Annotated in this window: 25 protein-coding genes and 1 tRNA gene; 18 read left to right on the top strand and 8 right to left on the bottom strand. The window is 66.2% G+C overall.

The genetic code is table 11. From position 1 onward, the window contains the following. Nucleotide 1: 1 nt before the first annotated feature. From trpA to E0W60_RS22350, 7 genes are all read left to right on the top strand, one after another. Nucleotides 2-802 (top strand): tryptophan synthase subunit alpha, encoded by an 801-nt coding sequence (gene trpA / locus E0W60_RS22385; protein WP_133095496.1) that lies wholly within the window; start codon nt 2-4, stop codon nt 800-802. Between the two features lie 175 nt (nt 803-977). Then, entirely contained in the window at nt 978-1,850 is an 873-nt protein-coding gene (gene accD, locus E0W60_RS22380) for an acetyl-CoA carboxylase, carboxyltransferase subunit beta (protein ID WP_133095497.1), read from the top strand. A gap of 137 nt (nt 1,851-1,987) precedes the next feature. Then, on the top strand, nt 1,988-3,298 hold the full coding sequence (folC, locus tag E0W60_RS22375) for a bifunctional tetrahydrofolate synthase/dihydrofolate synthase (RefSeq protein ID WP_133095498.1): 1,311 nt from the start codon (nt 1,988-1,990) through the stop codon (nt 3,296-3,298). A 67-nt stretch (nt 3,299-3,365) separates the two neighbouring features. Then, nucleotides 3,366-4,088: an SPOR domain-containing protein gene (locus E0W60_RS22370; RefSeq protein ID WP_133095499.1), complete on the top strand. Its 723-nt coding sequence runs from the start codon at nt 3,366-3,368 to the stop codon at nt 4,086-4,088. A gap of 42 nt (nt 4,089-4,130) precedes the next feature. After that, a complete protein-coding gene (locus E0W60_RS22365) occupies nt 4,131-4,628 on the top strand; it encodes a CvpA family protein (RefSeq protein ID WP_135705581.1) in 498 nt (165 codons plus the stop codon). A 109-nt stretch (nt 4,629-4,737) separates the two neighbouring features. Continuing rightward, nucleotides 4,738-6,267 carry an amidophosphoribosyltransferase gene (gene purF / locus E0W60_RS22360; protein WP_133095500.1) on the top strand — a complete coding sequence of 510 codons (1,530 nt, stop codon included), beginning with the start codon at nt 4,738-4,740 and terminating at the stop codon, nt 6,265-6,267. A gap of 322 nt (nt 6,268-6,589) precedes the next feature. Continuing rightward, nucleotides 6,590-7,795, top strand: coding sequence for an O-succinylhomoserine sulfhydrylase (locus E0W60_RS22350; protein WP_133095501.1), 1,206 nt, complete (start codon nt 6,590-6,592; stop codon nt 7,793-7,795). 24 nt (nt 7,796-7,819) lie between these two features. Here E0W60_RS22350 and E0W60_RS22345 read toward each other — a convergent pair whose 3' ends face one another. The 4 genes from E0W60_RS22345 to rpsU form a co-directional block, all read right to left on the bottom strand. Then, nucleotides 7,820-8,110 (bottom strand): hypothetical protein, encoded by a 291-nt coding sequence (locus E0W60_RS22345; RefSeq protein ID WP_240745887.1) that lies wholly within the window; start codon nt 8,108-8,110, stop codon nt 7,820-7,822. 90 nt (nt 8,111-8,200) lie between these two features. Beyond that, nucleotides 8,201-9,073, bottom strand: coding sequence for an ABC transporter permease (locus tag E0W60_RS22335; protein ID WP_135705579.1), 873 nt, complete (start codon nt 9,071-9,073; stop codon nt 8,201-8,203). Nucleotides 9,074-9,086: 13 nt separating this feature from the next. Continuing rightward, a complete protein-coding gene (gene nodI, locus E0W60_RS22330; RefSeq protein ID WP_205751667.1) occupies nt 9,087-10,043 on the bottom strand; it encodes a nodulation factor ABC transporter ATP-binding protein NodI in 957 nt (318 codons plus the stop codon). A 140-nt stretch (nt 10,044-10,183) separates the two neighbouring features. Then, a complete protein-coding gene (gene rpsU, locus E0W60_RS22325) occupies nt 10,184-10,396 on the bottom strand; it encodes a 30S ribosomal protein S21 (protein WP_010814647.1) in 213 nt (70 codons plus the stop codon). A gap of 489 nt (nt 10,397-10,885) precedes the next feature. Here rpsU and E0W60_RS22320 point away from each other — a divergent pair, with 489 nt between their 5' ends. The 5 genes from E0W60_RS22320 to E0W60_RS22300 all read left to right on the top strand — a co-directional run bounded on the left by E0W60_RS22320 (nt 10,886) and on the right by E0W60_RS22300 (nt 15,508). Then, complete coding sequence (locus E0W60_RS22320; protein ID WP_135705578.1) at nt 10,886-11,275, top strand: cupin domain-containing protein; 390 nt, start codon at nt 10,886-10,888, stop codon at nt 11,273-11,275. A gap of 48 nt (nt 11,276-11,323) precedes the next feature. Next, nucleotides 11,324-12,301: a Bug family tripartite tricarboxylate transporter substrate binding protein gene (locus E0W60_RS22315; protein ID WP_135705577.1), complete on the top strand. Its 978-nt coding sequence runs from the start codon at nt 11,324-11,326 to the stop codon at nt 12,299-12,301. A gap of 20 nt (nt 12,302-12,321) precedes the next feature. Continuing rightward, entirely contained in the window at nt 12,322-13,488 is a 1,167-nt protein-coding gene (locus tag E0W60_RS22310; protein ID WP_135705576.1) for an acyl-CoA dehydrogenase family protein, read from the top strand. 13 nt (nt 13,489-13,501) lie between these two features. Continuing rightward, a complete protein-coding gene (locus E0W60_RS22305; RefSeq protein ID WP_135705575.1) occupies nt 13,502-14,656 on the top strand; it encodes a CaiB/BaiF CoA transferase family protein in 1,155 nt (384 codons plus the stop codon). A gap of 84 nt (nt 14,657-14,740) precedes the next feature. After that, complete coding sequence (locus E0W60_RS22300; protein WP_133095508.1) at nt 14,741-15,508, top strand: IclR family transcriptional regulator; 768 nt, start codon at nt 14,741-14,743, stop codon at nt 15,506-15,508. Between the two features lie 119 nt (nt 15,509-15,627). Here E0W60_RS22300 and E0W60_RS22295 read toward each other — a convergent pair. The 3 genes from E0W60_RS22295 to fdxA all read right to left on the bottom strand — a co-directional run bounded on the left by E0W60_RS22295 (nt 15,628) and on the right by fdxA (nt 17,433). Beyond that, nucleotides 15,628-15,703, bottom strand: a tRNA-Asn gene (locus E0W60_RS22295). 210 nt (nt 15,704-15,913) lie between these two features. Further along, nucleotides 15,914-17,023 (bottom strand): NAD(P)/FAD-dependent oxidoreductase, encoded by a 1,110-nt coding sequence (locus E0W60_RS22290; protein ID WP_133095509.1) that lies wholly within the window; start codon nt 17,021-17,023, stop codon nt 15,914-15,916. An 86-nt stretch (nt 17,024-17,109) separates the two neighbouring features. Next, on the bottom strand, nt 17,110-17,433 hold the full coding sequence (gene fdxA, locus E0W60_RS22285; protein ID WP_133095510.1) for a ferredoxin FdxA: 324 nt from the start codon (nt 17,431-17,433) through the stop codon (nt 17,110-17,112). 306 nt (nt 17,434-17,739) lie between these two features. Between fdxA and E0W60_RS22280 the strand changes: the two genes are divergently transcribed. The 6 genes from E0W60_RS22280 (at nt 17,740) to rmuC (ending at nt 24,443) form a co-directional block, all read left to right on the top strand. After that, nucleotides 17,740-18,279 carry a hypothetical protein gene (locus E0W60_RS22280; RefSeq protein WP_135705574.1) on the top strand — a complete coding sequence of 180 codons (540 nt, stop codon included), beginning with the start codon at nt 17,740-17,742 and terminating at the stop codon, nt 18,277-18,279. A 78-nt stretch (nt 18,280-18,357) separates the two neighbouring features. After that, the gene (pncB, locus tag E0W60_RS22275) at nt 18,358-19,527 is read left to right on the top strand and encodes a nicotinate phosphoribosyltransferase (protein WP_135705573.1); all 1,170 of its coding nucleotides are present in this window, start codon (nt 18,358-18,360) and stop codon (nt 19,525-19,527) included. 81 nt (nt 19,528-19,608) lie between these two features. Then, entirely contained in the window at nt 19,609-20,295 is a 687-nt protein-coding gene (locus E0W60_RS22270) for a LutC/YkgG family protein (protein ID WP_133095513.1), read from the top strand. Between the two features lie 177 nt (nt 20,296-20,472). Continuing rightward, entirely contained in the window at nt 20,473-21,909 is a 1,437-nt protein-coding gene (locus E0W60_RS22265) for a sodium:proton antiporter (RefSeq protein ID WP_133095514.1), read from the top strand. Between the two features lie 4 nt (nt 21,910-21,913). Next, a complete protein-coding gene (locus E0W60_RS22260; protein WP_133095515.1) occupies nt 21,914-22,909 on the top strand; it encodes a 2-hydroxyacid dehydrogenase in 996 nt (331 codons plus the stop codon). Between the two features lie 37 nt (nt 22,910-22,946). Continuing rightward, complete coding sequence (gene rmuC / locus E0W60_RS22255) at nt 22,947-24,443, top strand: DNA recombination protein RmuC (RefSeq protein ID WP_135705572.1); 1,497 nt, start codon at nt 22,947-22,949, stop codon at nt 24,441-24,443. A 77-nt stretch (nt 24,444-24,520) separates the two neighbouring features. Here rmuC and E0W60_RS22250 read toward each other — a convergent pair whose 3' ends face one another. Continuing rightward, complete coding sequence (locus tag E0W60_RS22250) at nt 24,521-24,802, bottom strand: hypothetical protein (RefSeq protein WP_029046288.1); 282 nt, start codon at nt 24,800-24,802, stop codon at nt 24,521-24,523. Between the last annotated feature and the right edge of the window lie 173 nt (nt 24,803-24,975).

The raw sequence follows: 24,975 nt of genomic DNA, 5'->3' as shown, positions 1-24,975 counted from the left end.
TATGTCCCGTATCCAGAAGACGTTCGCGGCACTGGCCGCGCAGCAGAAAAAGGGCCTGATTCCGTTCATCACCGCCGGCGATCCCGAGCCCGGCCTGACCGTGGCGCTGATGCACGCGCTGGTGGCGGGCGGCGCCGACGTGATCGAGCTGGGCGTGCCGTTCTCCGACCCGATGGCCGACGGCCCGGTGATCCAGCGCGCCTCCGAGCGCGCGCTGGCGCAGGGCGTGTCGCTGACCCAGGTGCTGCAGTGGGTGCGCGAGTTCCGCCAGGCCAATGCCGAGACCCCGGTGGTGCTGATGGGCTACGCCAACCCGATCGAGCGCATGGGCGAAGAGGCCTTTGCCAAGGCCGCGAGCGCGGCCGGCGTGGATGGCGTGCTGGTGGTCGACTATCCGCCCGAGGAGTGCGAGTCGTTCGCCGCGCTGATGCGCGACCATGGCATGGACCCGATCTTCCTGCTGGCGCCGACCTCCACCGATGCGCGCATCGAGGCGGTGGCCAAGGTCGCCAGCGGCTATCTTTACTATGTCTCGCTCAAGGGCGTGACCGGCTCCGCATCGATCGACCTGGACAGCGTGGCGTCACGCCTGCCGCTGATCAAGCAGCACGCCAACCTGCCGGTGGGCGTGGGCTTCGGCATCCGCGACGCGCAGACCGCGCGCGCGATCGGCAGCGTGTCCGACGCGGTGGTGATCGGCAGCCGCCTGGTGCAGTTGCTGGAAGACACGCCGCGCGAGCAGGCGGTGGCAACGCTGCAGGCGTTTATCGCGGAGATCCGCCAGGCGCTGGACGCCAAGTGACCTAATCACTGCCTGGCAGGAATCAAGAAGTGACGCGGCGTGCCCAATACGCGCGCCGCGCTTCGAGGTCACGGGCCCGCCGTGGTAAATTCGCGGGTTGATTCCCTGCCACCTGCCGAAGTTCGCCCTGACTCAGGGTTTGCCGGCGGCGCGCAGCTATCCGAAAGGAGCTTTCATGAGCTGGTTGGATAAACTCCTGCCCCCCAAGATTCAACAGACCGACCCCCGCACCCGCAAGGGCATCCCGGAGGGGTTGTGGGTCAAGTGCCCGTCGTGCGAGTCAACCCTGTACCGGACCGACGTCGAGGCCAACCTGCACGTCTGCCCCAAGTGCGACCACCACATGCGCATCAACGCGCGTGCGCGCCTGGACGCGCTGCTGGACGCCGAAGGCCGCTATGAGATCGGCCAGGAGATCGTGCCGGTCGACGCGCTCAAGTTCAAGGACTCGAAGAAGTATCCGGACCGCATCAAGGCGGCCATGGACGAGACCGGCGAGACCGACGCCATGGTGGTGATGGGCGGTGCCATCCACACCATCCCGGTGGTGGCGAGCTGCTTCGAGTTCGAGTTCATGGGCGGCTCGATGGGCTCGGTGGTGGGCGAGCGCTTCGTGCGCGGCGCGCAGGCCGCGCTCGAGCAGAAGGTGCCGTTCATCTGCTTTACCGCCACCGGCGGCGCGCGCATGCAGGAAAGCCTGCTGTCGCTGCTACAGATGGCCAAGACCACGGCCATGCTGAACCAGCTGAGCGCGAGCAAGCTGCCGTTCATCAGCGTGCTGACCGACCCGACCATGGGTGGCGTGTCGGCCTCGTTCGCCTTCCTGGGCGACGTGGTGATCGCCGAGCCCAAGGCGCTGATCGGCTTTGCCGGCCCACGCGTGATCGAGCAGACCGTGCGCGAGAAGCTGCCGGAAGGCTTCCAGCGCTCGGAATTCCTGCTGCAGAAGGGCGCTGTCGACATGATCGTCGATCGCCGCAAGATGCGCGCCGAACTGGCGCAGCTGCTGGCGCTGCTGCAGAAGCAGCCGGCCGACGCGGTGGCATAACGCCGCAAATATCGCTGTACCGAAGGCGCGGGTGGTTGACGCGCCTTTCGCCTTTTCTGGACGCCAGCGGCGCCGGCACTTGACTTTGCGCCCGCCTGCCCGAATCTGGTAGCAAACGCTTTCCTCGCACACCTGAAATGCCTGTCTTCCATACGCTGCCCGAATGGCTTACCCATCTCGAAACCGCCCACCCCGTGGGCATCGACATGGGCCTGACGCGCATCACGCGCGTCAAGGAAGCCCTCGGGCTGCGCATCGACGCCACGGTCTTCACCGTGGGTGGCACCAACGGCAAGGGTTCGACCTGCGCCATGCTTGAGCGCATCCTGCTGGAGGCGGGCTACAAGGTGGGCTGCCATACCTCGCCGCACCTGATCTCGTTCAACGAGCGGGCGCGCCTCAATGGCGAGATGGCGACCGACGCGCAGCTGCTGCCGCACTTCGAGGCGGTCGAGCGCGCGCGCAACAGCTTTGCCGACCCGGTCAGCCTGACCTACTTCGAGTTCACCACGCTGGCGATCATCCATTTCTTCGCGGCTTCCGGCCTGGACGCGATCATCCTCGAAGTCGGGCTGGGCGGCCGCCTGGATGCGACCAATGTGATCGATACCGACTGCGCCATCGTCACCAGCGTCGATATCGACCACACCCAGTACCTGGGCAACACGCGCGAGGAAATCGGCTTTGAAAAGGCCGGCATCTTCCGCCCGGGCGTGCCGGCGGTCTGCGGCGACCCGGTGCCGCCCAAGTCGCTGGTGGCGCATGCCGAGGCCATCGGCGCCGAGCTGTGGCTGGTGGGCCGCGATTTCCACTTCCACGCGGCCAAGGGCCAGGAACGCCAGCAATGGGACTGGAGCGGTGGCGGGCGCAAGCTCAACGGCCTGGGCTACCCCGCGCTGCGCGGCGCCAACCAGCTGCTGAACGCCGCCGCCGTGCTGGCCGCGCTGCAGGCCATGCGCCCGCAATTGCCGGTGAGCGCGCAGGAAGTGCGCAACGGGCTGGCGTTCGTCGAGCTGCCGGGACGCTTCCAGGTGCTGCCGGGACGGCCCGCGGTGATCCTCGATGTGGCGCATAATCCGCATGCGGCCGCCACGCTGGGGCAGAACCTGGAGAACATGGGCTTCTTCCGCTACACCTATGCGGTGTTCGGCGCGATGCAGGACAAGGATATTGCCGGCGTGCTGCAGCATGTGGCCGACAAGGTCGACCACTGGTGCCTGTGCGACCTGCCGACCGAGCGCGCCGCCAGCGCCGCCGACGTGCTGGCGACACTTGAGGGGGGCGGTTTCCGCGCCGGCCCCGACGCCACCGCCGCCTGCTTTTCCAGTCCGGAGGCGGCATTCCGCGACGCCATGGAGAGAGCGACCGAGAATGATAGAATTCTGGTCTTCGGATCGTTCTATACCGTCGCCGGCGTGATGGCCTACCGGGCCACCCAAGCCAACTGACCTGGCACTGAGCGGCAAACGCAACGACCGGCCCCTGCCTGAGGGGGCTGTCGCACCGAACCAATCTATGGGCCTGCTTTCGCTGTTTTCTTCCCGCAAGGGCAACGACCCGGCACCGGAGCGTGCGCGCCGCCAGCGCAACGACCCCGGTGCAGGCATCGCCTCGTCGCGCCGTCTCGCCGACGAATATGCCGACGACACGCTGGACCCTGAATTCCCGCAGAAGCAGCGCGCGCGCCGCCGCCTGATCGGCGCCGTGGTGCTGGTGGTGGCCGCGGTGATCGTGTTGCCGATCGTGTTCGAGACCAAGCCGCGCCCGGTGGCCGACGATGTCGCGGTCAAGGTGAGCGGCGGGCAGGGCAGCAGCAAGCCCCGCGTCGAGCCGCGCAAGGCCGACCCGCTGCCGCCGGCGCCGGCGGCCCGCAGCGACGCGGCGGCGCTCGATGCCGGCGAGGAAATCGTCAATACGGCGGACAAGCCCGCCGACAAGCCCATCCAGCGCGCCGAGGCCAAGCCCGACGCTAAGCCCGAAGCCAAGCCTGAGGCCAAGCCCCAGGGCAGCGGCAAGTACCTGATCCTGATCGGCGCGTTCTCGTCGGAAGAGAAGGCGAAGACCTGGCTGGCCAAGCTCAAGGCGAGCAAGGTGCCGGCCTATGTGGAAAAGAAAGTGCTGGCCGACGGCGAGCGCATCCTGCTGCGCGCCGGTCCCTTCAGCGACCGCGACGCCGCCGATGCCGCCGACAAGCGCGTGCGCGCGGCGGGCCTGACCTCGAAGGTAATCGAACAGTAAGGGCTAGCGCTGCCTGGCGCATGGGCGCGGCAGCGAGCAACGATGCAGCCGACTTTCTTCGACTACGCCGTGGTCTTCATCCTGCTGGCCTCGGGCGCGCTGGGCGTGCTGCGCGGCCTGGTGCGCGAGGTGCTGTCGCTGATCGGCTGGGTGGTGGCGTTCTGGGTCGCGTTCCGCTACGGCGCGGTGGCCGCGGGCTGGATGCCCGAGTCGCTGCCCGGCGGCGAGCTGGCACGCCACGCGCTGGGTTTCGTGGTGCTGCTGATCGGCACCGTGCTCGGGGCGTCGCTGGCCGGCATGGTGGTCGGGCAGTTGCTGGAGAGCACGGGCCTCAAGCCGGCGGACCGCGGGCTCGGGCTGGTGTTCGGATTGCTGCGCGGCGCGCTGCTGGTGATGGTGATGGTGACGCTCGCCAGCCTGACGAAATTGCCGGACGAACCGTTCTGGCGCGATGCGGTGAGCCGTCCCTATGTGATGCAGGCCATGGAATCGGTAAAGCCATGGCTGCCGCCGGAGCTGGCGAAGTACGTCAAGACATGACATGAAGCCGGGCATGGTGCCCGGCCAGTAGTACGCAGGCCTTGCGGTCCGGAAGGTTAGCCGGACCAGGCTGCGCCCCCTGATTCAAAGCCTTTCCTGGGAGCTTGGCATGTGCGGTATCGTCGGTGTGGTTTCAGCCACGCCTGTCAACCAACTGATTTACGACAGCCTGCTGTTGTTGCAACACCGCGGACAGGATGCTGCCGGCATCGCCACCGCCAACGGCAGTACTTTCCACATGTACAAGGCCAACGGCCTGGTGCGCGACGTCTTCCGTACCCGCAACATGCGCGGCCTGCCGGGCACCGCGGGCATCGGCCAGGTGCGCTACCCGACCGCCGGCTCGGCCTCGAGCGAGGAAGAGGCGCAGCCGTTCTACGTCAACGCCCCGTACGGCATCATCCTGGCGCATAACGGCAACCTGACCAACTGGCAACAGCTGCGCGAGGAAATGTTCCGCCGCGATCGTCGCCATATCAACACCCACTCCGACACCGAAGTGCTGCTGAACGTGCTGGCCGACGAGCTGCAGCGCGCCAGCAACGGCATGGCGCTGGACCCGGAAACCATCTTCAAGGCCGTTGCGGGCATGCACCGCCGCGTGCGCGGCTCGTACGCCATCGCGGCGCAGATCGCCGGCTACGGCATGCTGGCGGTGCGCGATCCGTTCGGCATCCGCCCGCTGTGCCTGGGCAGCGTCGAGACGCCGTCGGGCAAGGAGTGGATGGTTGCCTCCGAATCGGTGGCGCTGGAAGGCATCGGCTACAAGTTCGAGCGCGACGTGGCTGCGGGCGAGGCCATCTTCATCGACCTGGACGGCAAGCTCTACAGCAAGCAGTGCGCCGACAACCCGGCGCTGACGTCCTGCATTTTCGAGTACGTCTACCTGGCCCGCCCGGATTCGTGCATCGATGGCGTACCGGTCTACGACGCGCGCCTGCGCATGGGCGACTACCTGGCCGAGAAGATCCGCCAGGAAGTGTCGGCCGGCGACATCGACGTGGTGATGCCGATCCCCGACTCCAGCCGCCCGGCCGCGATGCAGGTGGCCAACCGCCTGGGCGTGAACTACCGCGAAGGTTTCTTCAAGAACCGCTACGTCGGCCGTACCTTCATCATGCCCGGCCAGGCAGTGCGCAAGAAGTCGGTGCGCCAGAAGCTCAACGCCATGGGCGTCGAGTTCAAGGGCAAGAACGTGCTGATCGTCGATGACTCGATCGTGCGCGGCACCACCTCGTTCGAGATCGTGCAGATGGCGCGCGACGCCGGGGCCAACAAGGTGATCTTCGCCTCGGCCGCGCCGCCGGTGAAGTTCCCCAACGTGTACGGCATCGACATGCCGACCCGCAGTGAACTGGTGGCGCACGGCCGCACGCACGAAGAGATCGCAAAGATCATCGGCGCGGACAAGCTCGTGTACCAGGAGGTGGAAGCGATGAAGCAGGCGGTGCGCGACATCAATCCGGCGCTGAAGGACTTCGATGCTTCGTGCTTCGATGGCCGCTACGTCACCGGCGATATCGACGAGGCCTACCTGGACCGCCTGGAAACCGCGCGCAGCCAGGCCGACCGCGACGGCACCGCGGCCGACACCGAGCGCTCGGCGCTGCACCTGCAGCGCTCGGGCAACAACGAGTAAGCCGCAAGCCTGTCCCGCGGCATGTCCGTTCGTTGACGGATGCGACGCCCGGCCGTAACATGGCCGGGCGTCGATTTGATAGTCAGCTTGCGGACGCGGGTCCAGCCCGAAACAGCTAAAGAGATGGTGGCCGGCAAGATTCGCCAATGCGCACAGTGCTGCGCAACGCGTCCACCCATCGCCACAGCCTGCCGAAGGCCGCCGCAGAACAGCAAGCCCGTCGATCCGACCATCCGATCGCACGGGCTTTTTTCATGGCCGGCCGCCTTGCCGCGGCGGGCCGCAACCATTGCATTCGCGCGGGTACGACCGCGCCACCAGCATGAACGAACCGCTCAATCCTGAATCGCTCGGCATCGATACCCTTGGCGTGCGCGCCGGCACGCTGCGCAGCGAGTTCATGGAGCATTCCGAGGCCATTTACCTGACCTCGAGCTTCTGCTTCAACAGCGCCGCCGAGGCCGCCGAACGCTTTGCCAACTCGGAAGAGGGCTTCACCTATTCACGCTTCACCAACCCGACCGTGTCGATGTTCCAGTCGCGGCTGGCCGCGCTGGAAGGGGCGCAGGCCTGCATGGCCACGGCGTCGGGCATGAGCGCGATCCTGTCGGTGGTGCTGTCGTCGATGCAGGCGGGCGATCACCTGGTCAGCTCGCGCGCGATCTTCGGTTCGACCATGACGCTGTTCAACAATATCTTCGGCAAGTTCGGCGTGGAGACGACCTTTGTCGATCCGACCGACCTCGAGGCGTGGCGCGCGGCGGTGCGGCCGAACACGAAGCTGTTCTTCCTGGAGACGCCGTCGAATCCGCTGACCGAAGTGGCCGACATCGCGGCCGTGGCGGACATTGCCCACAACGCCAATGCGCTGCTGGTGGTCGACAACTGCTTCTGCTCGCCCGCGCTGCAGCAGCCGATGAAGTTCGGCGCCGACATCGTGGTGCATTCCGCCACCAAGCATATCGATGGCCAGGGCCGCGTGCTGGGCGGCGCGGTGCTGGGCTCGCACGATTTCATCATGGGCAAGGTGTTCCCGTTTGTGCGCACCGCCGGCCCGACGCTGTCGGCGTTCAACGCGTGGGTACTGCTCAAGGGCATGGAGACGCTGGCGATCCGCATGGAGCGCCATTCGTCCAGCGCGCTGGCGCTGGCGCAGTTCCTGGAGTCGCATCCGGCCGTGGCGCGCGTGTTCCACCCGGCGCTGCAGTCGCACCCGCAGCACGAGATTGCCATGCGTCAGCAGAGCGGTGGCGGCGCGATCGTTTCGTTCGAGCTGAAGGGCGCCACGCCCGAGCAGCAGCGCGCCAACGCCTGGCGCGTGATCGACAACACGCGTCTGTGCTCGATCACCGGAAACCTGGGCGATACCCGCACCACCATCACGCACCCGTACACCACCACGCATGCACGCGTGAGCCCGGAGGCCAAGGCGGCCGCAGGCGTGGGCGAAGGGCTGATCCGGCTGGCGGTGGGGCTGGAATCGGTCGAGGACCTGAAGGCCGACCTGCTGCGCGGCCTGGGCGAGTAAGACAGCCTGCGAGGCTGCCCGCGCTTACGGTGCTTCCTGCGCCGGCGGCGGATCGTCGCTGCCGGCCACCGCTTTCACGCCGGCAGCGGTGATGTCGTAAGTAGTACCTACTGCGGTCGAGGCCACGCTGACCGCGGCGGAACCGACGGTTGCCACGGTCGAAACCGCGGCACTGCCCACGGCCATCACCATGCAGCCGCCCAGCGAAAAGGTAGCCAACGCGGCCCCCAACGCCAAGGCAACGCGCTGCAAGGTGGCGGGTTCTCCGCTATCGTTGCGCACGGTACGCTGCAACGGGAAATTTCGGTATGGCATGGACACTGCTGGCCCTGGCAGGGCTGTTCGAAGTGGTGTGGGCAATCGGGCTCAAGCTGGTGGGCAGCGCCTGAGCCCGCGCGTGCAACCTCAGCGCAACATCCGCCGGCGCAGCAGCACCAGCGAAACCACCAGCGCGGCCACCGCATAGGCTGCGAGCACGGCAAGATGCAGGCTGGCGCCTTCCACGGGCCGGCCCAGCATCAGCGGCCGGATCAGATCGACCGCGTGCGCCAGCGGCAGCAGCCTGGTGGCCGCCTGCACGCCTTCGGGCAATTGCTCCACCGGAAAGAACACGCCCGACAGCAGCAGCATCGGCGTCATCGCCAGCGTCTGGTAGAACATAAAGAAGTCGTAGCTGGGCGCCAGCGCGGTGACGATCATCGCCAGCGCGGCGAAGGCAATGCCGGCCAGCACGATCACCGGCAGCGCCAGCAGCGCGCCCGGCATTTGCGCATAGCCCAGCGCGGCCGCCACCAGCATGATCGCCAGGCCCGACAGCACCGCCTTGCTGGCCGCCCAGAAGATCTCGCCCAGCACCACGTCGCCCAATGTCAGCGGCGCGTGCATGATCGCTTCCCAGGTGCGCTGCACGTGCATGCGCGAGAAGGCGGAGTACATCGACTCGAAGCTGGCCGACATCATCACGCTCGATGCGGTGGTGCCGGCGGCGAGGAAGGCGATGTACGACACGCCGTTGACCTGGCCCACCATCAGCCCCAGCCCGAGGCCGAGGCCGAACAGGTAGATCATCGGATCGGCCAGGTTGCCGATCATCGACGGGATGGCCAGCTTCCTCCACACCAGGTAGTTGCGGTACCAGACCATCATCCAGTTGCGCATGTTGCGTGGCAGCAGCGGCTGTGGATAGGTCTGGCGCGCGGCCGGGCCAGCGCTCCGGGTGGCGATGGCGGGCGTGTCGGAGGTGTCGGAGGTGTCGGTGCGGGGATCCTGTTCGCTCATGTCAGTCCCTGGTTCAGTCCCGCATCTCGCGGCCGGTCAGCTTGAGGAACACGTCCTCCAGGTTGGCCGGGCGGTGCAGGTAGCGCACGCCGTTCTTGCCGTGCAGCGCCGCCAGCAGCGGGGCGGGCTCGCGCACGTAGCAGAACAGCGTCTCGCCGCTCATTTCGGTGCGCTGCGCCAGCGGTGTCAGCGTGCCGCGCAGCGTGCCCAGTTCATCGCCGTAGACCTCGACCACATCGCAGCCGATCTGGCTGTCGATCAGCTCGTGCGGTTTGCCTTCCGCGATCTTGCGCCCGCCGTCGATCACGCACAGGTAGTTGCACAGCCGTTCGGCTTCTTCCATGAAGTGCGTGGTCAGCAGGATGGTCTTGCCACTCGCCATCAGCGACTTCAGGCGCTCCCAGATCAGGTGGCGCGCCTGCGGGTCCAGTCCGGTGGTGGGCTCGTCCATCACCAGCAGGTCGGGATCGTTGATCAGCGCGCGCGCCACCGTCAGGCGCCGGCGCATGCCGCCGGAGAGGTCGCGCACCTGCGCGTCGGCACGGTTTTCCAGCCGGGCGAATTCCAGCAGCTTCGGCACCCGGCGCTCGATCTCGGTCGATGACAGCCCGAAGTAGCGCCCGAAGATGCGCAGGTTCTCGATCACCGAGAAATCCGGGTCGAGGTTGTCGAACTGCGGCACCACGCCCACGCGCATGCGCGCCTGCGGCGCGCGCTCGGGGATGGGCTCGCCGCATAGCATCAGCGTGCCGGCCATCGGCGTGGTCAGGCCCAGCAGCAGGCGCAGCGTGGTGGTCTTGCCGGCGCCGTTGGGGCCGAGCAGGCCAAAGCACTGGCCGCGAAACACCTGGAGATCGAGGTCATCGACGACGACCGTATCGCCGTATTGCTTGCGCACCTTGCGCAACTCGAGGATGGCAGTCAAGGCAGGGTCCGGTGGGCGCCCAAAAGGGGGCGCAATATCCGCCATTATGCCGGGCATCGGCGCAACGCTCAGGTGGCGCAGTGCAGCAAAGGCCGCCAGCCTGGGGCGCGACCCGGACGCACGTTTCGTGCAGGCATAAAAAAACCGCCAGCGAACTGGCGGTTTTTTTACGAAGCTTGCCCGAATCAGTACATCTTCTTCGGCAGCATTTGCATGCGCAGGCGCTTGCGCAGGCGTGCTTCGGCGGCCTTCTTCTTGCGCTTGCGCTCGGTCGTCGGCTTCTCGTAAGCGGTACGGCTCTTGAGTTCAACGATCAGGCCAGTCTGCAGAATGGCACGACGGAAACGCCGCATTGCAACTTCAACGGGCTCACCGGGTTTCAAGACGATCTTAGTCAATTCAGTCCTTTAGGGGATTGCCGCGGTAGCGGCTGGTTCACACGGGGGGAAACTGCTGTCGCCGGAGCGACTGGTATTGCACGCTGGGCTTGTGCCCGGTGCGCCCCCGCGAACCTGAAAGATGTGGACGTTTCAGTCCGTGCAACCAGTGTCAGGGGGTGATAGCGCCAGGCCCGGATATAACTTGGAGCCTGACAGTACCGGTTTCCATGAATGCTATACGCCCGTAACTATGGCACGTATACGACGCACCTGTCAAGAATGGCGTTCGATCGGCGCCGTAGGAAAGGCCGGCAAGCCGCGAATTATCCGCATTTTTTCGCTTGTCCACCAGCCCACCCGGAATCGCGGGTGATGGCCCAAGCGCTGCCTACCGGTAAACCCGCAAGATGCCTGAAATTGTTTGACGATTAAATTCATATGTATAAACTAAGATTCATAGATATGAATTACTCGCCCAGTACGGCGAGATCCACACAGGAGAGCAGCGTGCCGCAACCCCCGGTTTATTTCATCTCGACCGAAGAGGTCGAGGGCTACCACCCCGCCAACCACGTCGGCACGCTGAACCGCCGGCTGATCGGCCCCGAGACCGTGGGTTCGCGCCACCTGGAAGTGATTCACGGCACCATCGAGAAAGGCAAGGGCGCGCTGCCTCACGCGCACCCCGGCATCGAGCAGGTGTGCTACGTGCTGGAAGGCCGGGCCGTCGCAGAAGTCGGCGGCCAGCGCAAGGAACTGGGACCGGGCGATTGCTGCTTCTTCCCGCCGGACGAGATGCATGTGTTCACGGTGGTAAGCGAAGAGCCGGCCAGGATCCTGGTGATCTATTCCCCACCGTACGAGGAATCGCCCGAGCGTGTGACACGGCCCGCCTGAGACGCGGCCGGCCACGGCAAGAATTCATATAACGACAGGAGACAGACCGTGAAGTGCTTCAAGACCGCTTTCGCCAGCCTGGTGGTGGGATTTGCCGCCGCGCTGCTTGCAACACCGGCGCCGGCCGCCGATGAATTTCCGTCCAGGCCGCTGCGCCTGGTGGTCCCGTTCGCAGCCGGCAGCGGCACCGATGCGGTGGCCCGGCTGACCGCCAAGTACCTGGGCGAAGCGCTGCAGCAGCCGGTGGTGGTCGACAACAAGCCGGGCGCCAACGGCACCATCGCCGCCGAGTTCGTCGCCAAGGCGCCGGCCGACGGCTATACGCTGTTCATGACCACCAACACCACGCATTCGGCCAACCCGTCGCTGATGAAACAGCTGCGCTACGACCCGGTCAAGGACTTCACGCCGGTCTCGCGCATGGGCAACCTGCCGTTCATGCTGGTGGTCAACCCGCAATTGCCGGTGAAGACGCTGCGCGAATTCATCGACTACGCCAGGGCGCATCCTGGCATGAGCTACGCGAGCGGCAACAGCACCGGCATCGTCGCCGGCGCGACGCTGTCGAAGATGGCGGGCCTGAAGATGCTGCACGTGCCGTACAAGAGCACGCCGCCGGCGATGACCGACGTGATGGGCGGCCAGGTGCAGGCGATGTTCGTCGACTTTGCCGCGGGCATCGCCAATGTGCGCGCCGGCAAGCTGCGCGCGCTGGCGGTGACCACCGTGCAACGCAGTGCGCTGCTGCCGGACCTGCCGCCGGTCGGCAGCGCGCCCGAGCTTAAGGGTTTCGACATCACTTCCTGGAATGGCGTATTCGCACCCGCCGGCGTGCCGGCGCCCGTGGTGGAGCGCCTCAACCGCGAGCTGGTTGCCATCGCCACCAGCAAGCAGCATGCCGCACAGTTCCACGCGCTGGGCTTCGAGCCCTTCGGCAGCACGCCCGCCGAGCTGAACCAGTTTGTCGTGGCCGAACTGCAGAAGTGGTCGCGGCTGGTGAAGGACGCGGGCATCCAGCCGGAATAAACAACCTGACAGGCAATCTCATGAATTTCGATTTCTCCGAAGAACAGGCATCGATCGTCGAAGCCGTGCAGCAGGTCTGCACGCAGTTCGACATGGAGTACTGGGACCGCCTCGACAAGTCCGGCACCTATCCGCACGAGTTCTACAAGACCCTGTGCGAGGGCGGCTGGCTGGGCGTGGCGATGCCCGAGGCATTCGGCGGCGCCGGTCTCGGCATCCTGGAAGCGGCGCTGGTGATGCAGACCATCTCGCAGTCGGGCGCGGGCATGACCGGCGCGTCGGCGGTGCATATGAACGTGTTCGGCCTGAACCCGGTGGTGGTGTTCGGCACCGAAGAGCAGAAGGGCCGCTTCCTGCCGCCGCTGATCGCCGGCGAGGAAAAGGCCTGCTTTGGCGTGACCGAGCCCGATGCGGGCCTGGACACCACCAAGCTCAAGACTTTCGCGCGCAAGGTGCCGGGCGGCTATTCGGTGAGCGGGCGCAAGATCTGGATCTCGACCGCGCAGGTGGCCGACCGCATGCTGTTGCTGGCGCGCACGACGCCGCTGGAGCAGGTGAAGAAATCGACCGAAGGCCTGTCGCTGTTCTACACGAAGGTGGACCGCAGCCGCATCGAGATCCGCGAGATCGACAAGATGGGCCGCGCCGCCGTCGATACCAACATGCTGTTCATCGACGACCTGTACATCCCGGAAGAAGACCGGATCGGCGAAGAGGGCAAGGGCTTCGAATACATCCTTCATGGCCTGAACCCCGAGCGCATCCTGATCGCCGCCGAAGCCATCGGACTGGGCCGCGCCGCGCTGGCAATCGCCACGCAGTACGCCAAGGAGCGCGTGGTCTTCGGCCGCCCGATCGGCATGAACCAGGGCGTCCAGCACCCGCTGGCGCAGGCGTGGATGCAGCTGGAATCGGCCAACCTGATGATGCTGAAGGCCGCCGCGCGCTACGACGCGGGGCAGTCCTGCGGGGCCGAGGCCAACGCCGCCAAGTACCTCGCCGCCGAGGCTGGCCACAACGCCTGCCAGACCGCGATCCTGACGCTGGGCGGCATGGGCTATTCGCGCGAATACCGCGTCGAGCGCCTGCTGCGCGAATCGTATATCCCGCGCATCGCGCCGGTCAGCCCGCAGCTGATCATGTGCTTTATCGCCGAGCGTGTGCTGGGTTTGCCCAAGTCGTACTGAACGGGAGGTGACGATGCAAGACAAAGCGCCTCCCGCGACCGGGCCACTGGCGGGCGTGCGGGTGATCGACATGACCTCGGTCGCGATGGGGCCGTACGCCACGCAGATCCTCGGCGACATGGGCGCCGAGGTGATCAAGGTCGAAGCGCCCGCCGGCGATGTGTTCCGCCATGCCGAGCCGGCGCGCCACGCCGCGATGGGCGCCAGCTTCCTCAACCTGAACCGCAACAAGCAGTTTGTCGTGCTCGACGTCAAGCAGCCGGAGGACCTGGCCGAGCTGAAGTCGCTGATCGCCACGGCCGATGTCTTCGTCTCCAACGTGAGGCCGCAGTCGTTGCGCAAGCTCGGCCTGGACTATGCCTCGCTGCGTGCGGATCATCCGCGGCTGATCTATTGCGGCGCCTATGGCTATTCGGAGGAGGGCCCGTATGCCGGCGCGCCGGCCTTCGACGACATCATCCAGGCGCGCAGCGGGATGGCGCAGTTCCAGGGCGCCAACTCGAACGAGGGGCCGCAGTACGTGAACACCATCCTGGCGGACAAGGTCGCCGGCCTCACCGTCGCCTATGCGATCCCGATGGCGCTGTATGAGCGCGAGCGGTCGGGGCAGGGGCAGGCCATCGAGGTGCCGATGTTCGAAACGCTGGTGTCCTTCCTCGCCACCGAGCAGCTGGCCGGGCAGACCTTCGTGCCGCCGCTCGGCCCTGCCGGCTATCCGCGCGTGATGTCGGCCCACCGCAAGCCGTACCGCACCAGCGACGGCCATCTCGCGCTGCTGCCCTATACCAGCGCGCAATGGCTGCGCTTTTTCGACCTGTCAGGCCATGCCGGACTGGCGCGCGACCCGCGCTATGCGACCCCAGCCGCGCGCAGCGCCAATATCGACGCGCTCTACGCCACGCTGGCCGAGATCGTCGCGCAGCGCACCACCGCGGAGTGGCTGGCGTTGCTGCGCGATGCCGATATCCCGCACAGCGAGCTGCCGCATTTCGACACCCTGGTGGATGACCCGCACCTGCGCGCCACCGGCATGATGTTCGAATACGACCATCCGAGCGAAGGGCGACTGCGGGGTGTCGGCATCCCCACACGGTTCTCGCGCACGCCGGGCAATATCCGTAGCTGGCCGGAAGGTCTGCCACAGGCGCAGGACGGCACCGGTACCTGATCCGGCCGCACCGGGATCCGCGGGTGCCGTTCCCACGCCGCGTACAATTCCGGCCAAAGCACACGGAAGTCGAGGAAGCCCACGATGGCAGAAAACGAAGCGGCGGAAAAATCGGGCTACGGCAGCGTCAAGACGGCGCTGCGCGTGATCGAGATCATGGAGATCTATGCGCGCGAAGGGCGCTCGCTGACGCTGACCGAACTGGCGAAGCTGCTGGGCGCGCCGATGTCGAGCTGCCTGGGGCTGATCCGCACGCTGGCGTCGCTGGGCTACCTGTACGAAACCGGCCGCCGCCAGGGTTATTACCCCACGCGGCGGTTACTCGATATCGCCCAGCGCATCGCGCGCAACGACCCGCTGCTCGAACGGGTGCAGCCGGTGCTGGAGTCGCTGCGCGATGACACCGGCGAAACCGTGATCTTTGGCAAGCTGCAGGACGACGGCCGCGTGCTCTACCTGGAGGTGCGCGAGTCCGCCAACCCGGTGCGCTATATCGCCGCGCCGGGCGAACTGCGCGACGCGCATGTCAATTCCATCGGCCGCGCCATCCTTGGCACCATGGCCGCGGAGAGCCGCGCGGAACTGCTGGCCGGCGTTTCCTTTGCGTCGCGCACCGGGCGCACGGTGGACTCGCTGCGGGTATTCGAGGCAGCGATGCAGCAATGGCAGGCGCAGGGGTGGTATCCGAACTTCGGCGAGTCGTTCCCGGACCTGGGGGCCATCGCGATTCCGGTGTCGCTCGGCGGCGTCGTCTACGGGATGTCGGTGGCGGGGCCGCTGCATCGGGTCGAAGCCAATGCGGAGGCTATCGTCGTGGCGCTGAAGGCCGCGGGCAACACGCTGCAGGGATAAACGGAGGGAAGAGGGCAGGGGCGGCGAAGGGCAGGGGCGCTGCGGCAGCCCCGGGCGCAAGCCTCAACGAGCTACAAACGAAAAAGCCCGGTGCATTTGCACCGGGCTTCCGTATCGGTTGGCTCCCCGACCTGGGCTCGAACCAGGGACCTGCGGATTAACAGTCCGTCGCTCTACCGACTGAGCTATCGGGGAACAGCTGAGAAAGAAATTATAGCCAGTTTCTCTTTTTGCCGTCAACACCTTGCCAACATTTTGTTTGTCTTCAGGTGCTTCGGAGCGGCTGGCTGGCTGCGTCCCACGTTGGTGGTCAACAGCGAGGCCGCATTATAGCGACGGTTTTTCGTTTGTGCCAGAAAAAAACCGCCTTGCGGCGGTTTTTTCTGCGGCACCGTGCAGCGCCGTTCAGTCGAACACCGGCGATTCCACGCCCAGGACCTTGTGCAGCTTCGGCGAAGTCGTGGTGTACTGCATGTGGATCTTCTTCTCGGGGAAGATATACGGCGCAGCCCCGAACGCAGCCAGCGCGGCCTCGTGGAAGCCCGACAGGATCAGCTTCTTCTTGCCGGGGTAGGTGTTGATGTCGCCCACCGCGAAGATGCCCGGGATATTGGTCTGGAACTTCTCGGTATCCACCTTGATCTGCTTGCGCTCCAGGTCCAGGCCCCACTCGGCGATCGGGCCGAGCTTGGGCGACAGGCCGAAGAACACCAGCAGGTCGTCCAGCGGCAGGCGGCGGGTCACGCCGTCGGCACCGGTCACCTTGATCTCGGTGAGCACGCCGTCCTTCTCTTCATAGCCGCCGATCTGGCCGACCAGGAACTGCATCTCCATCTGTTCGCACAGTTCCTTCATCTTGGCCACCGAGGCCGGCGCGGCACGGAAGCCGTCGCGGCGGTGGATCATCACCACCGACTCGGCCTTGCCGACCAGGTCCAGCGTCCAGTCCAGCGCCGAGTCGCCGCCGCCGACGATGACCAGGTTGCGGCCGTGGAAGCGGCTCGGATCCTTGACGCGGTAGAACAGCTGCTTGCCGTCGAACTTGTCGAGGCCCTCGACCTTCAGCGTACGCGGCTGGAACGAGCCCACGCCGGCGGCGATGAAGATGGTCTTGGTGATAAAGCGGGTTCCGAGCGAGGTCTCGACGAAGAAGCGGCCGTCTTCACGGCGCTCCACCACGGAGACTTCCTGGCCCAGGTGGAAGGTGGGCTCGAACGGCTCGATCTGCTTGAGCAGGTTGTCGGTCAGTTCCTGGCCGGTGCAGCTGGGCACGGCCGGGATGTCGTAGATGGGCTTGTCGGGATACAGCTCCACGCACTGGCCGCCAACGACTTTCAGGGAATCGATCACGTGGGCCTTGATTTCGAGCAGGCCCAGTTCAAACACCTGGAACAGGCCCACCGGACCGGCACCGACGATCAGCGCGTCGATTTCGAGCGGCTGGCCGCCTGCGGGGCTGCCGCCCTCGACCTGCTTGGTCGTGTCGGCAACGGGATTTGGAATGCTCAAGTCCATATTCGTCCTGATACGTTGGTTGGGCACGCGGGTGCCCGGCATTGCGGAAAGCGCGTGGGGACGGCCTTCTTTGCAGCCTGGCGCGCTCAGCGCTCCAGGTACTGCAGCTTGTCGGTGGTGTCCTTCCAGTCCTCGGCCTCGGCCAGCGGGGCCTTGGTCTTGGTGATGGAAGGCCAGGCGCGCGCCAGTTCGGCGTTCAGTTCAATGAACTGCTGCTGGTCGCCCGGCACGTCTTCCTCGGCGTAAATGGCGTTCACCGGGCACTCGGCCACGCATACGGCGCAGTCGATGCACTCATCCGGGTCGATGGCCAGGAAGTTCGGGCCTTCGCGGAAACAATCCACCGGACATACGTCAACGCAGTCTGTATAGCGGCAACGGATGCAGGATTCGGTGACAACGTGAGTCATTTCGGTTCCAGGAAAACGGGTCGGCTTTTAATGGGAAACTGTTGGGCCGCTTCTTGCCGGCGGACGCCTCCATCTGCCTTGGCGGGCAGGTATGGCGGGACGAGCGCCGGCCGTGGCCTTTCGGGAACCGGTATTGTAGCCGAGCCTTCTGGCAAGGATAGCGGGTCTATATAGCTGGATCAGATAGTTTTCTTATTTCTTTATGTACTTTTGATCCAAGACATGGCGGCCCGCTGGCGTGCTTGCGCAACCGCAGGCATGATGAGGCCGCCTGAGTGCCACATGCCTCCACGCCGGGAGATTCGTATGCCACGCCAGCTTCGTGATTGCCGCCGCGCCGCCTTGCTATCCCTGCTTGTGATGCTGGCGGCATTTCCGGCGATGACACCGACCGCCGCTGCGCAAGCCCTGGTCCAGCCGGGCATGGCGGACAGCGTGGTGTCCCGGCTGGTGGCATGGCGCGCGCGATCGGAGGCGCCGGTTGCCTTGCCCGCATTGACCGGCTTCGACTGGGACTACTTCACCGTGACCGATTCCCCCGCGGGCGATGCCATCGCCCATTGCGGCCGTGCCGGCCTGATGCCTTGCGGACCCGAGTTGAACCCGAAACCGGGGGACCGGATGCAGGTGCTGCGCTTCGAGCGCGCGGGCGCGGCGGTCTACACCGAGCGCATCCTTGCCGAGGACGGCGCCTTCGCCGAGCCGCTGCCGCAACGCGTGCCGCGCAGTGCCGCCACGCTGGTGTCGTGCCCCGGGAGCGACGGCCGCGCGCTGTGGTGCCTGCAGGGCAGGACGGCCGGCAAGCCGGTCCTGCGCGCGCCGCAGCCGTTCCTCGACGGCGCTTGAACGCCTGTCAGCGCCCCGGACGCGCGCCGTCTCGGTTAGCATGTCAGCCTGACCCGGCACATCGCCTTCTGGCTAGCCATGATTATCCAGTCTCTGCTCGACACCGACCTGTACAAGTTCACGATGATGCAGGTGGTCCTGCACCAGTTTCCGCAGGCGCAGGTCGAATATCGCTTCAAGTGCCGCAACGCCGGCGTCGACCTGACGCCGTATATCGACGAGATCCGTGCCGAGATCGCGCACCTGTGCCAGTTGCGCTTTACCGATGACGAACTCGCCTACCTGCGCGGCCTGCGCTTCATCAAGAGCGATTTCATCGACTTCCTCGGCCTGTTCCACCTGAACGAGAAGTACGTGTCGGTGCGCGAGGCGCCGCAGGGCAACGGCGAGATCGAGATCTCGATCATCGGCCCCTGGCTTCATACCATCCTGTTCGAAGTGCCGGTGCTGGCGATCGTCAACGAGGTCTACTTCCGTCGCACCCAGCCGCGGCCTGACCTGGCCGTCGGGCGCAGCCGGCTGGAGAACAAGCTGGCGCTGCTGCAGCCGCCGGAATTAGCCGATTGCGTCATCGCCGACTATGGCACGCGCCGGCGCTTCTCGCGCGACTGGCAGGAAGAGGTGCTGCTGACCATGCGGCGCGAGCTCGGTTCGCAGCTGGCCGGCACCAGCAACGTCCATTTCGCCCGCCTGCACAACATGGTGCCGCTCGGCACGATGGCGCACGAATACCTGCAGGCCTGCCAGGCGCTGGGGCCGCGCCTGCGCGATTCGCAGGTGTACGCGCTCGAACGCTGGGCGCGCGAGTACCGTGGCGACCTTGGCATCGCGCTGTCAGATACCTATGGCTTCGATGCCTTCCTGCGCGACTTCGACCTGTACTTCTGCAAGCTGTTCGACGGCGTGCGCCATGATTCGGGCGACCCGATCGTTTGGGGCGAGCGCATGGTGGCGCATTACGCCGCCAACCGCGTCGACCCGCGCACCAAGACGCTGATCTTCAGCGACAGCCTGGACGTGCCGCGCGTGATCGAGCTGTTCCAGCGCTTCCACGGCCGCTGCCGGCTGGCCTTCGGCGTCGGCACCAACCTGACCAACGATCTCGGCTACACGCCGCTGCAGATCGTGATCAAGATGGTGCGCTGCAATGGCCAGCCCGTGGCCAAGCTGTCGGACACGCCGGAAAAGACCATGTGCGACGATGTCGGCTACCTGTCCTACCTGCGGCAGGTGTTCTCGGCGCAGTAGGCATTGCGGGATTCCGGTGCGCCGTGCCATGCCGCGGCAACTATAATCGGCGCATCCTTGCCAACCGCACTGCCAGGCCCTATGGAAACCAACGACGCCCGCGACCGCATCTTTGCCCGCATCCGTGCCGCACAGGGCAGGCCGCGCCAGCCCACGCAGGGCGAACGCGCCGCGGTGGCCGATTACCTCGCGCGCCATCCGCAAGGCCCGCGCCCGATGCCGGCCGCCGATCTCGTCGAAGCCTTCGTGCAGCAGGCCCAGCGCATGGCGTCTACGGTCGATCGTGTCGCCACCATGGACGAAGTGCCGGCGGCAGCGCGACGTTATCTGGACAGCCTGAACCTGGTGCAGCGCGCCGTGGCATGGGATGCGCTGGGCACGCTGCCATGGCAGGCCGCCGGCATCGCGGTCGAATGCCGGCCGCCGCTGCGCGAGGTCGAGGCCGACCGCGACCATGGCGACCTGGTCGGCATCACCGGCTGCTTCTGTGCGATCGCCGAGACCGGCTCGCTGATGCTGCTATCGGGGCCGGCGACTTTCGCCTCCGCGGCGCTGCTGCCGGAAACGCATATCGCGGTGGTGCCGCGCTCGCGCGTGGTCGCCGGTCTGGAAGACGCCTTTGCGCTGGTGCGCAGCGAACGCGGCGAGCTGCCGCGCGCGACCAATATCATCAGCGGCCCGTCGCGCACCGGTGATATCGAACAGACCATCGTGCTGGGCGCGCATGGCCCGTATCGCGTGCATGTGATCGTGGTCGAGCAGGCTTGATCCATGGGGCAGAACGGACATAAGAATCGCCTGTAAACGCGCAGCAAACGCGCGACGCAGCACGATCGCGCGAGGAGTCTGGATTACACTTGCAGGCTTGCCGTGCGAGCCCGCACGCCGTTCGTTGCGGGGGCTCGATGCACCATGAACGCTGCATTCCCGAGGAGATCCTGCCTGATGCGACGTGCTTTCGTACCGTTGCCGATGCTGACCATGCTGGCAGCTGTCTTTGCTGTCTTCCCTGTGGCCGCGCATGCCGCGGACATAGAGGGGGCCGCACTGTCGCCGCTATGGGGCCTGCCGTTTGCCGGCATCCTGCTGTCAGTCGCGCTGTGGCCTCTGCTCGCGCCCAAGTTCTGGCACCACCACTATGGCAAGATCTCTGCGGGCTGGGGGCTGCTGTTCCTGCTGCCGTTCGCCGCGGTGTTCGGCACGCATGCGGCCGCCGCCAGCGCGGTGCATGCGCTGCTCGCCGAGTACATCCCCTTCATCTCGCTGATCGCTTCGCTCTATATCGTCGCGGGCGGCATCTGCGTGCGCGGCAACCTGCACGGGACACCGCGGCTCAATACGGGCATCCTGGCGCTGGGTACCCTGCTGGCAAGCTTCATGGGGACTACCGGCGCGGCCATGCTGCTGATCCGTCCGTTGCTGCGCGCCAATGACAACCGCCGGCATGTGGCGCACGTGGTCGTGTTCTTTATCTTCCTGGTGGCAAATGCCGGCGGCTCGCTGACGCCGCTGGGCGATCCGCCGCTGTTCCTTGGCTTCCTGAAGGGCGTGGACTTCTTCTGGACCATGCGCAACATCTACCTGGAGACGTTGTTTATCTGCGCGGTGCTGCTGGTGGTGTTCTACCTGGTCGACCGCCATTACTACCGCAACAAGGAGGAAGAACTGCCGCAGCGGAACGATCCCACGCCGGACTCCCACGGCATCACGATCGACGGCAAGATCAACTTCGTGCTGCTGCTGGCCCTGATCGGCCTGGTGCTGATGAGCGGGCTGTGGCAGCCGGCCATCTCGTTCAACGTCTTCGGCACCGACGTGCCGCTGCAGGCGGCGGTGCGCGATGCGCTGCTGATCGTGGTGGCGGTGGTGTCGCTGCTGGTCACGCCGCACACCGCGCGCGCGGGCAACGAGTTCAACTGGGAGCCGATCCTGGAGGTCGGCAAGCTGTTCGCAGGGATCTTCCTGACCATCATCCCGGTGATCGCCATGCTCAAGTCCGGCACAGACGGCGCCTTTGCCGGCGTAATTCGCGCGGTCAGCGACGGCAACGGGCAGCCGGTCGACAGCATGTATTTCTGGGCGACCGGGCTGCTGTCGTCGTTCCTGGACAATGCGCCGACCTACCTGGTGTTCTTCAACACCGCCGGCGGCGATGCCGCCACGCTGATGACGCGCGACGCCTCGACTCTGGCCGCGATTTCCGCCGGCGCGGTGTTCATGGGCGCCAATACCTATATCGGCAACGCGCCCAACCTGATGGTCAAGGCCATTGCCGAGAACCGCGGCGTGCGCATGCCGAGCTTCTTCGGCTACATGCTGTACTCGGGCATTTTCCTGATGCCGCTGTTCGTCATCATGACCTTCCTCTTCTTCCATGTGTGATGCCATGAAGCCGTCCGTCCTTGTCACCCGCGCCATCTATCCCGAAGTGATCGACCGCCTGGCGCAGTATTTCGATGTCGACGACAACCAGCAGGACGCGGTGCTTGATGCCGCCGCGCTGAAGGCCCGGCTGGCCGGCAAGGCCGGCGTGCTGGCCAACGCCGCCGACCGCATCGACGCGGACCTGGTTGCCGCGCTGCCGTCGCTGCGCGCGGTGTGCAACATGGCCGTCGGCTACAACAACCTCGACGTGCCGGCACTGACCGCCGCGGGCATCGTCGCCACCAATACGCCCGACGTGCTGACCGAGACCACCGCCGACTTCGGCTGGGCGCTGCTGATGGCCACCGCGCGCCGCGTCACCGAGTCCGAGCACTACCTGCGCGCCGGCAAGTGGCAGCGCTGGAGCTACGACATGCTCGTCGGCATGGATTTATACGGCAGCACGCTCGGCATCCTTGGCATGGGCCGCATCGGCCAGGCGCTGGCGCGCCGTGCCAGCGGGTTTGGCATGAGCGTGCTGTACCACAACCGCAGCCAGCTGCCGGCGGACACCGAGCGCACGCTCAACGCCCGCTATGTCAGCAAGGAGGAACTGTTGCGCCAATCCGACCACCTGCTGCTGGTGCTGCCTTATGGCCCGCAGAGCCACCATGCCATCGGCGCCGCCGAGCTGGCGCTGATGAAGCCGACGGCGACGCTGGTCAACCTCGCGCGCGGCGGCATCGTCGACGACGCAGCGCTGGCGCAGGCGCTGCGCGACAAGCGCATCTTCGGCGCCGGGCTGGATGTGTTCGAGGGCGAGCCCAGTGTCCATCCGGACCTGCTGACGGTGCCCAACGTCGTGCTGACGCCGCATATCGCCAGCGCCTCGGAAAAGACCCGCCGCGCCATGGCGACGCTGGCCGCCGACAACCTGATCGCCGCGCTCGACCAGGGCCCGCAGGCCGGCCATCCGCCCACCGTGATCAACCCTGAAGTCATGCCGGGCCGCCGCTGAGGCGCGCCCGCTTGTCCGTCGCTTAACCTGTTGCTGCATGTCCTTGATTCCGTACCTGACGCTGGCCGTGGCGCTGCTCGCGGTCGTCCTGCTGGTGATCGTGCTGTTGCGCCAGCAGGCCGCCTCGCCCGGCGCCGAACTGGCCCGCCAGCTTGCCGAATTACGCGTCGAAGGGGCGCGCGGCATGGAGCGCGTGGAGCGTGAGGTCCGTACCGATGTAGCCGAGGCCGCGCGCGGCAACCGCGACGAGTCGGCCCAGCAGATGCTGCGCTTCCAGCAGGCGCTGTCGTCGCAGCTGACCGGCATTGCCACGCTGCAGAACAACCAGATCGACACCTTCGCGCAGCAGCTCGCCAAGCTGACCGGGTCCAACACGCAGCAGCTCGAGCACGTACGCCAGCACCTGATGCTGCAAGGCCAGCAGGCGCGCGACGAACAGGCGGGAGCGCTGCGCCGCTTCGGCGACGGCCTGCAGCAGCAGCTGGCGCAGATGTCCGAAGCCAACGAGCGCCGCCTGGCGGAGGTGCGCGCCACGCTGGAGCAGAAGCTGCGCGACATCGAGGCCAATAACGCGGCCAAGCTGGAGGAGATGCGCCGTACCGTCGACGAGAAACTGCATGCGACGCTGGAGCAGCGCCTGGGCGAGTCGTTCCGGCTGGTCTCGGATCGCCTCGAGCAGGTGCATCGCGGGCTGGGCGAAATGCAGGCGCTGGCGCAGGGCGTGGGCGACCTGAAGAAGGTGCTGACCAACGTGAAGTCGCGCGGCACCTGGGGCGAAGTCCAGCTTGAGATGCTGCTGGAGCAGATGCTGACGCCGGACCAGTACGGCAAGAACGTCGAAACGGTGCGCAACTCTGGCGCGCGGGTGGAATTTGCCATTCGTCTGCCCGGCAAGGCCGCGGGCGGCGATGGCGACGGCGGCACGCCGGTGTGGCTACCGGTCGATGCCAAGTTTCCCAAGGAACAGTACGAGCGGCTGGTCGATGCGCAGGAGCGCGGTGACCCGGACGGCGTCATCGCCTTCGGCCGCGAACTGGAAGTTGCCTTGCGCCGAGAGGCGCAGACCATTGCCGAAAAATACCTGGCGCCGCCACAGACTACCGATTTCGCAATCCTGTTCCTGCCGACCGAAGGGCTGTATGCCGAAGTGTTGCGGCGACCAGGCCTGACCGACCTGCTGCAGCGCGACTATCGCGTTACCGTGGCGGGCCCGACCACGCTGACCGCGCTGCTGAACAGCTTGCAGATGGGCTTCCGCACGCTGGCGCTAGAGAAGCGCTCGAGCGAAGTGTGGGAGGTGCTGGGCGCGGTCAAGACCGAGTTCGGCAAGTTCGGCGACGTGCTGGCCAAGACCCGCGACACGCTCGAGCGCGCGGCGCGCAATATCGAGCAGGCCGAGGTGCGCACGCGCCAGATGGCGCGCAAGCTGCGGACGGTGGAAGCGCTGCCGGGCGATGCCGCGCAGCAGTTGCTGGGACTGAACGGGGTGGAGACGGTGGAGGCGGCGCAGACGCCGGATGACAGCGGCGGTTGAGCGCCTGCCGGTGCAGGGAACGCCCGCAACGCGGGCGAGGCGGCCGGCAGCCCGCCGGCCCGTGCATCAGCGAAGGTTCAGCGGTCGTCTTCGGGCGCCAGCTCGCGCACGTGGACTTCGATGCCGCCAAAGCGGGCAGCCACCCAGTTGTAAGCCTTGCACGCCAGCCACAGCAGGCCGAAGCCGATCAGCGCATTCAGGATGATCGCGCTGAAGACCGTGATCGCAGGCAGGTCGCCGTAGCGGATAAAGGTAACGAACAGCCCCAGCGAGACGATCGGCAGGGAGAAGCACAGGTAGACCAGCACCAGCGCGCGGGCGGTCTTCACGGGGTGGAGGTAGGCGATCTCCTGATTCATGACTGGGGATAACTTGATTGTTGCTGAATCGTGCGCCAAGTGTAGCGACTGCCCGACCCCAAGCATAGTCCGCTGCCCACGGCAAGGCTGAAAGCCAAGCGCCGGACGCGTCACGGCGGCAAATGTGCAGCACAAATACGACACATTGCCGCCGCAGCGATGCGGCCGGCCTT

Source organism: Cupriavidus oxalaticus (genome assembly GCF_004768545.1).
Taxonomy (GTDB): domain Bacteria; phylum Pseudomonadota; class Gammaproteobacteria; order Burkholderiales; family Burkholderiaceae; genus Cupriavidus; species Cupriavidus oxalaticus_A.
Note: the sequence above shows the minus strand (reverse complement) of the source record. Positions and strands in the feature narration are given on the sequence as shown.

Bases quoted from the DNA above. Each gene is read 5' to 3' on its own strand.
- trpA (WP_133095496.1), top strand. From the start codon at position 2: ATGTCCCGTATCCAGAAGACGTTCGCGGCACTGGCCGCGCAGCAGAAA.
- accD (WP_133095497.1), top strand. From the start codon at position 978: ATGAGCTGGTTGGATAAACTCCTGCCCCCCAAGATTCAACAGACCGAC.
- folC (WP_133095498.1), top strand. From the start codon at position 1,988: ATGCCTGTCTTCCATACGCTGCCCGAATGGCTTACCCATCTCGAAACC.
- E0W60_RS22370 (WP_133095499.1), top strand. From the start codon at position 3,366: ATGGGCCTGCTTTCGCTGTTTTCTTCCCGCAAGGGCAACGACCCGGCA.
- E0W60_RS22365 (WP_135705581.1), top strand. From the start codon at position 4,131: ATGCAGCCGACTTTCTTCGACTACGCCGTGGTCTTCATCCTGCTGGCC.
- purF (WP_133095500.1), top strand. From the start codon at position 4,738: ATGTGCGGTATCGTCGGTGTGGTTTCAGCCACGCCTGTCAACCAACTG.
- E0W60_RS22350 (WP_133095501.1), top strand. From the start codon at position 6,590: ATGAACGAACCGCTCAATCCTGAATCGCTCGGCATCGATACCCTTGGC.
- E0W60_RS22345 (WP_240745887.1), bottom strand. From the start codon at position 8,110: ATGCCATACCGAAATTTCCCGTTGCAGCGTACCGTGCGCAACGATAGC.
- E0W60_RS22335 (WP_135705579.1), bottom strand. From the start codon at position 9,073: ATGAGCGAACAGGATCCCCGCACCGACACCTCCGACACCTCCGACACG.
- nodI (WP_205751667.1), bottom strand. From the start codon at position 10,043: ATGGCGGATATTGCGCCCCCTTTTGGGCGCCCACCGGACCCTGCCTTG.
- E0W60_RS22310 (WP_135705576.1), top strand. From the start codon at position 12,322: ATGAATTTCGATTTCTCCGAAGAACAGGCATCGATCGTCGAAGCCGTG.
- E0W60_RS22305 (WP_135705575.1), top strand. From the start codon at position 13,502: ATGCAAGACAAAGCGCCTCCCGCGACCGGGCCACTGGCGGGCGTGCGG.
- E0W60_RS22300 (WP_133095508.1), top strand. From the start codon at position 14,741: ATGGCAGAAAACGAAGCGGCGGAAAAATCGGGCTACGGCAGCGTCAAG.
- E0W60_RS22290 (WP_133095509.1), bottom strand. From the start codon at position 17,023: ATGGACTTGAGCATTCCAAATCCCGTTGCCGACACGACCAAGCAGGTC.
- fdxA (WP_133095510.1), bottom strand. From the start codon at position 17,433: ATGACTCACGTTGTCACCGAATCCTGCATCCGTTGCCGCTATACAGAC.
- E0W60_RS22280 (WP_135705574.1), top strand. From the start codon at position 17,740: ATGCCACGCCAGCTTCGTGATTGCCGCCGCGCCGCCTTGCTATCCCTG.
- pncB (WP_135705573.1), top strand. From the start codon at position 18,358: ATGATTATCCAGTCTCTGCTCGACACCGACCTGTACAAGTTCACGATG.
- E0W60_RS22270 (WP_133095513.1), top strand. From the start codon at position 19,609: ATGGAAACCAACGACGCCCGCGACCGCATCTTTGCCCGCATCCGTGCC.
- E0W60_RS22265 (WP_133095514.1), top strand. From the start codon at position 20,473: ATGCGACGTGCTTTCGTACCGTTGCCGATGCTGACCATGCTGGCAGCT.
- E0W60_RS22260 (WP_133095515.1), top strand. From the start codon at position 21,914: ATGAAGCCGTCCGTCCTTGTCACCCGCGCCATCTATCCCGAAGTGATC.
- rmuC (WP_135705572.1), top strand. From the start codon at position 22,947: ATGTCCTTGATTCCGTACCTGACGCTGGCCGTGGCGCTGCTCGCGGTC.
- E0W60_RS22250 (WP_029046288.1), bottom strand. From the start codon at position 24,802: ATGAATCAGGAGATCGCCTACCTCCACCCCGTGAAGACCGCCCGCGCG.